The organism is Kitasatospora sp. NPDC017646 (genome assembly GCF_044329365.1).
In the GTDB taxonomy this organism is placed as follows: Bacteria; Actinomycetota; Actinomycetes; order Streptomycetales; family Streptomycetaceae; genus Kitasatospora.
In genome coordinates this window covers 41,177-46,229 of sequence record NZ_JBIRJC010000049.1, presented here as the reverse complement: position 1 = coordinate 46,229, position 5,053 = coordinate 41,177, and the positions used below count along the sequence as shown (strand labels likewise).

Here is a 5,053-nt window from a genome sequence, read left to right as displayed (position 1 = left end):
CGGAAGGGACAGCGATGTCTACGGGGTCCCGGTTGCCCCGTTGGGTGCCGGTACGTGAACGGGGTCGGGCACAGGGAGCCGGACGGGCTTGGCCGGGAGTTGGGCGTCCGGGCGGTCCAGGGGCGGCTGCGGCGCGGGAGCGGCGGCGGTTGCCTCGCGGGAGAGGAAGGAGCCGAGTTCGCCGATGGTGCTCATCAGGGGTGAGGGGAAGACGACGGTGCTGTTCTTGTCGACGGCGATCTCGACGAGGCTCTGCAGGTTGCGCAGTTGGAGGGCGAGCGGGTGGGCCATCATCGTGTCGGAGGCTTCGCCGAGTGCGGAGGCGGCCATGGACTCTCCCTGTGCGCTGATGATCTTGGCGCGCTTCTCCCGTTCGGCTTCGGCCTGCTTGGCCATTGCGCGTTTCATCGTGTCGGGCAGTTGGATGTCCTTGAGTTCGACCAAGGTGACGTCCACGCCCCATTCGGTCGTGGTGACGTCCAGGATGCGGCGGATGTCCAGGTTGATGCGGTCGGTCTCGGAAAGGGTTTCGTCCAGGGTGTGCTGGCCGACGACCTTGCGCAGGGTCGTCTGGGCGATCTGGTTGATCGCGGAACTCACGTTCTCGATGGCGATGACCGACTTGATCGCGTCCACGACGCGGAAGTAGGCGACGGCGGAGACGTCGACGCTGACGTTGTCGCGGGTGATGATGCCCTGGGACTGGATCGGCATGGTGACGATCCGCAGCGAGATGTGGTGCATGACGTCGGCGAACGGGATGATCAGGCGCAGTCCCGGGTCGCGTGCTCCGGTGATCTGGCCGAACCGGAAGACGACCCCCTTCTCGTACTGGCGGACGATGCGGACCGACATCGCGAGCCCGATCAGGACCAGGATGACCAGCACCACCAGGACTGCGATCACGGCGGTCATTTCGGCTCCCTTCGACTGCGGGCCTGCGTCGACAGCCAGGTCCGGGAACGCGTCGCCACGAGCGGAGCGACCGGGAGGCGCGGGACCGGTTTGCGGTCCTACCGTGAGCCTGCCCCGCCTCCGACGGCGGCGACAGGGCCGAACGGGCATGCTCCCGTCGTGACCGGCCCACCCCAAGTGCAGGACCCCCGGCTCGACGGGTCACCGATGGCGTCCCCGAGGACGCATCCGTCTCCCGAACGCCGACACCGGAGCTGGGAGGGCCGGCGAACGCAAGTACCCGGCCACCCTGCGCCTCGCCCGTAACCACACCCGGGGCCACTGTCGGCAGCAGCGCGCCGCTCGGGTGCAGGTCGTACTCGAAGGTGACGCCGTTGTCCGTGTCGTCCTCGTACCGCAGGTCCAGCGGCCCCTTCGACGGCTCCGCCGGTGCCCGGGCGTCGGCCGAGAGTTTCACGTGGACGGACATCTCTGCGTCCCGCCTTTCCTGTCTGCCCGAGGAGCCCGGCCCACGAGGCCGTCCCTCAGGACGCTTCGGCCGGTGGCTCGGGACCGATGCCGGTGGTGATGAGGATCTGCCGTGCCGAGTCGGTTCCGTCGGCCTCGACCGCGCGGGCCATCGCGGCCAGGGCCGCTTCCCGGCTCGCCTGCGGGGGGACGACGAGCGGGCTGAAGTGATCGCGGTCGCCCCGCGTGATGATCACGGTGTCGTCGCCGACCGGGTACCGGTCGATGTGCACCGACCGGCCGTCGACGACCAGGCGGGCCGGGACGTCGTCCCAGGCTTCCGTGTCCAGGCCGACGCTCGCGACGGGCCCGAGGTGTTCGGTCAACGCGCGGACCAGAACAGGCAGCTCGGCGCTGATGTCCCGTGAACGCGGCCACCACGCGCCGTCGAGTGCACCTTCGCGTGACCGGGCGGTCTCCAGCCGCAACAGGACCGTCCGCCCGCACCCCGTCCTGCGAGCGCTCGACGCAAGCCCTTGACACCGGGCAATTCAAGTCTTACGAGTGAGGCAGAGGGGGTTGGCTCAAGGAATCCGCTCGTGCGGGAGGAGGCCCCGCGATGGCTCGCTCCGTCGGTATCGATCTGGGCACCACGAACTCCGTCGTCTGTGTCCTGGAGGGGGGCGAGCCCACCGTCATCCCCAATGCGGAAGGGGCGCGCACCACCCCGTCAGTCGTGGCGTTCGCCAAGGGCGGCGACGTGCTGGTCGGCGAAGTCGCCAAGCGCCAGGCCGTCACGAACGTGGACCGCACCGCCCGCTCCGTCAAGCGCCACGTGGGCGACCCGCACTGGCGCTTCCCCGACGCCGGCGACGTCGATGGAAAGCGGTACACGGCGCAGGAGATCTCCGCCCGTGTACTGCAGAAGCTCAAGCGCGACGCCGAGGCCTACCTCGGCGAGGACGTCACCGACGCCGTCGTCACCGTCCCCGCCTACTTCAACGACTCCCAGCGCACCGCCACCAAGGAAGCCGGGGAGATCGCCGGCCTGAAGGTGCTGCGCATCGTCAACGAGCCGACCGCCGCGGCCCTCGCGTACGGGCTGGACAAGGAGAGTGACCAGACGATCCTGGTCTTCGACCTCGGCGGCGGTACCTTCGACGTCTCCCTGCTGGAGATCGGCGAGGGCGTGGTGGAGGTGAAGGCCACCAACGGCGATACCCATCTCGGCGGCGACGACTGGGACCAGAAGATCGTCGACCACCTCGTCCAGCAGTTCAGGAACGGCTACGGCATCGACCTGTCGAAGGACAAGATGGCCGCGCAGCGGCTGCGCGAGGCTGCCGAGAAGGCCAAGATCGAGCTGTCCTCGACGAGCGAGACGACGATCAACCTGCCGTACGTCACGGCCTCCGCCGAGGGCGCGCTGCACCTGGACGAGAAGCTCACCCGCGCCCAGTTCGAGCAGCTCACCGCCGACCTGCTGGAACGCTGCAAGACCCCGTTCCACCAGGCGGTGAAGGACGCCGGGATCAAGGTGTCCGACATCGACCACGTCATCCTCGTCGGCGGCTCGACCCGCATGCCGGCCGTCACCGGCCTGGTGAAGGAGCTGACCGGCAAGGACCCGCACAAGGGCGTCAACCCGGACGAGGTCGTCGCCGTCGGTGCCTCCCTGCAGGCCGGTGTCCTCAAGGGCGAGGTCAAGGACGTCCTGCTGCTGGACGTCACCCCGCTGTCTCTCGGCATCGAGACCAAGGGCGGCATCATGACCAAGCTGATCGAGCGCAACACCACGATCCCCACCCGGCGCTCCGAGATCTTCACCACGGCCGAGGACAACCAGCCGTCCGTGCAGATCCAGGTCTTCCAGGGCGAGCGCGAGATCGCCGCGTACAACAAGAAGCTCGGCATGTTCGAGCTGACCGGCCTGCCGCCGGCGCCGCGCGGCCTGCCGCAGATCGAGGTCACCTTCGACATCGACGCCAACGGCATCATGCACGTCGCAGCCAAGGACCTCGGCACCGGACGGGAACAGAGGATGACCGTCACCGGCGGCTCCTCCCTGCCCAAGCAGGACATCGAGCGCATGATGCGCGAGGCCGAGCAGCACGCCGAGGAGGACCGTCGCCGCAAGGAGGCCGCCGAGACCCGCAACCAGGCCGAACACCTCGTCTACTCCACCGAGAAGCTCCTCCAGGACAACCCGGACAAGATCCCCTCAGACGTCACGTCCGAGGTCAACGGGGCCCTGGCGGATCTCAAGGACAAGCTCAAGAGCGAGGACGCCACGGCCATCCGCACCTCGATGGAGCGCGCGGCCACTGTCGCACAGAAGATCGGCACCGCCCTCTACGCCCAGGCCGGCGGCCCGCAAGGCGCGGCTGGCACCGGCCCGACGCAGAGCGGCGATGAGGCGGAGGTCGTTGATGCGGAGATCGTCGACGACCAGACTCCGAAAGGAGCCCCCGGATGAGCCGGCCCGCCGACCCGGGCCGGGACGACCGCCCTGGGGGCGTCATCCGTGACAGCGGCCACCCTCCGGTCATGACGGTCCGGCCGCGCCCCGACAGGCCCGCCCACCGGGGCGCCCGCCGGCTCGCGGTGGCGGGCCGGCGGCCGTGGCCGAACGGTGCGCCCTGCGGCGTTCTCACTGGCACGGCACAGGCGCCTTCGCGTGCGACGGGGCGGCCGTGCTCTGCCCGCGGCAAGGCTCGGAGCCTCGTGTCTAGGAAGCGTCCTCGCCCCAGTCGATGCGTTCCACAGCATGCGGCGGGAACGACACCCGAGATCCGTCCTTCTGAGTAACGTGCACCCATCCGTGCTCGTCGATACGAATGATGCCCCCGACCGACTCGCCGAGCGCAACGCCGGGGCTGACGTATCCCGCCCCATGGGCCAGATGCACTGTTCCGGGGTTCGCCTCAAGGCTTGCCATGACCTGATTGTCCAGGTTTGAGCCCGGGCCCACCACCGGAGCCCCGTCATGCCCGCCCAAGGGGCCTGGAGTCCACCTCCGTGCCCTGGTCGGCCCGGGGCCGACTATCCGTTGCGCCCGTGCCGAGGGTCGGCCTTTCCGGGGCGGACGAGGAACCGTCCCGGTGGCCCGACGAAGTGGATGTGCCACTGCGCGCGATCGGACACGTCGGGTTGCTCAGTGCCGCCGCCGTCCTACACGTGGAACGGGACGGTCGTGACGACGACCTTCAGCAGGGGGCGCAGCACTCTCCGTAGCCTGGCCGCGAGACGGTTGTGCAGGAGGCGGTGACGCCAGTGCCGCACGACGATCTCCGGGAGGATGACGGTCAGGGTGAGGTCCGGGCGTACGTGCGGTGCATCCTGCCGTGCGCCCCTCCGAACGGCGTCGGGGCTCGGTGCGCCGCCCTCGCCGCCTCGACTCGTATCCGACGCGGCACACAGTGTTACGCATGGCGTCCCCTGCTGGGGCCCGGCGCTCGCCCTGCTTCCGCACCCGCAGGACGAGGCGGGCGTCGCGACCCTGGTGTGGGAGCGCAGGCGCCCGCTGCATGTTTGATTCCGGCGCCGTTGGGGTGCGGTTGCCGGGTGGGGGGGGGGGGGGGCGCGCGGCCCCCCCCCCCCCCCGGCGGTTTTTGCCGGGCGCCCCGGCCCGGGGCGCCGGCCCCCCCCCCCCCCCCCACCCCCCGCCCCCCCCCCCCCCCCCCCCCCCCCA

General features: G+C 70.1%; 4 protein-coding genes. 1 reads left to right on the top strand and 3 read right to left on the bottom strand.

Annotated features, from left to right (window positions below; all coding sequences use genetic code 11):
• Positions 1 to 18: 18 nt before the first annotated feature.
• On the bottom strand, positions 19 to 915 hold the full coding sequence (locus tag ACH4J0_RS37670) for a slipin family protein (protein WP_396245697.1): 897 nt from the start codon (positions 913 to 915) through the stop codon (positions 19 to 21).
• 524 nt (positions 916 to 1,439) lie between these two features.
• Positions 1,440 to 1,913: a DUF5994 family protein gene (locus ACH4J0_RS37665; protein WP_396245699.1), complete on the bottom strand. Its 474-nt coding sequence runs from the start codon at positions 1,911 to 1,913 to the stop codon at positions 1,440 to 1,442.
• A gap of 68 nt (positions 1,914 to 1,981) precedes the next feature.
• On the opposite strand from ACH4J0_RS37665, the gene dnaK reads away from it, so the two are divergent.
• Entirely contained in the window at positions 1,982 to 3,838 is a 1,857-nt protein-coding gene (gene dnaK, locus ACH4J0_RS37660) for a molecular chaperone DnaK (protein ID WP_396245696.1), read from the top strand.
• A gap of 252 nt (positions 3,839 to 4,090) precedes the next feature.
• On the opposite strand, the gene ACH4J0_RS37655 is transcribed toward dnaK, so the two are convergent.
• Complete coding sequence (locus ACH4J0_RS37655; RefSeq protein WP_396245695.1) at positions 4,091 to 4,300, bottom strand: hypothetical protein; 210 nt, start codon at positions 4,298 to 4,300, stop codon at positions 4,091 to 4,093.
• Positions 4,301 to 5,053 lie beyond the last annotated feature (753 nt).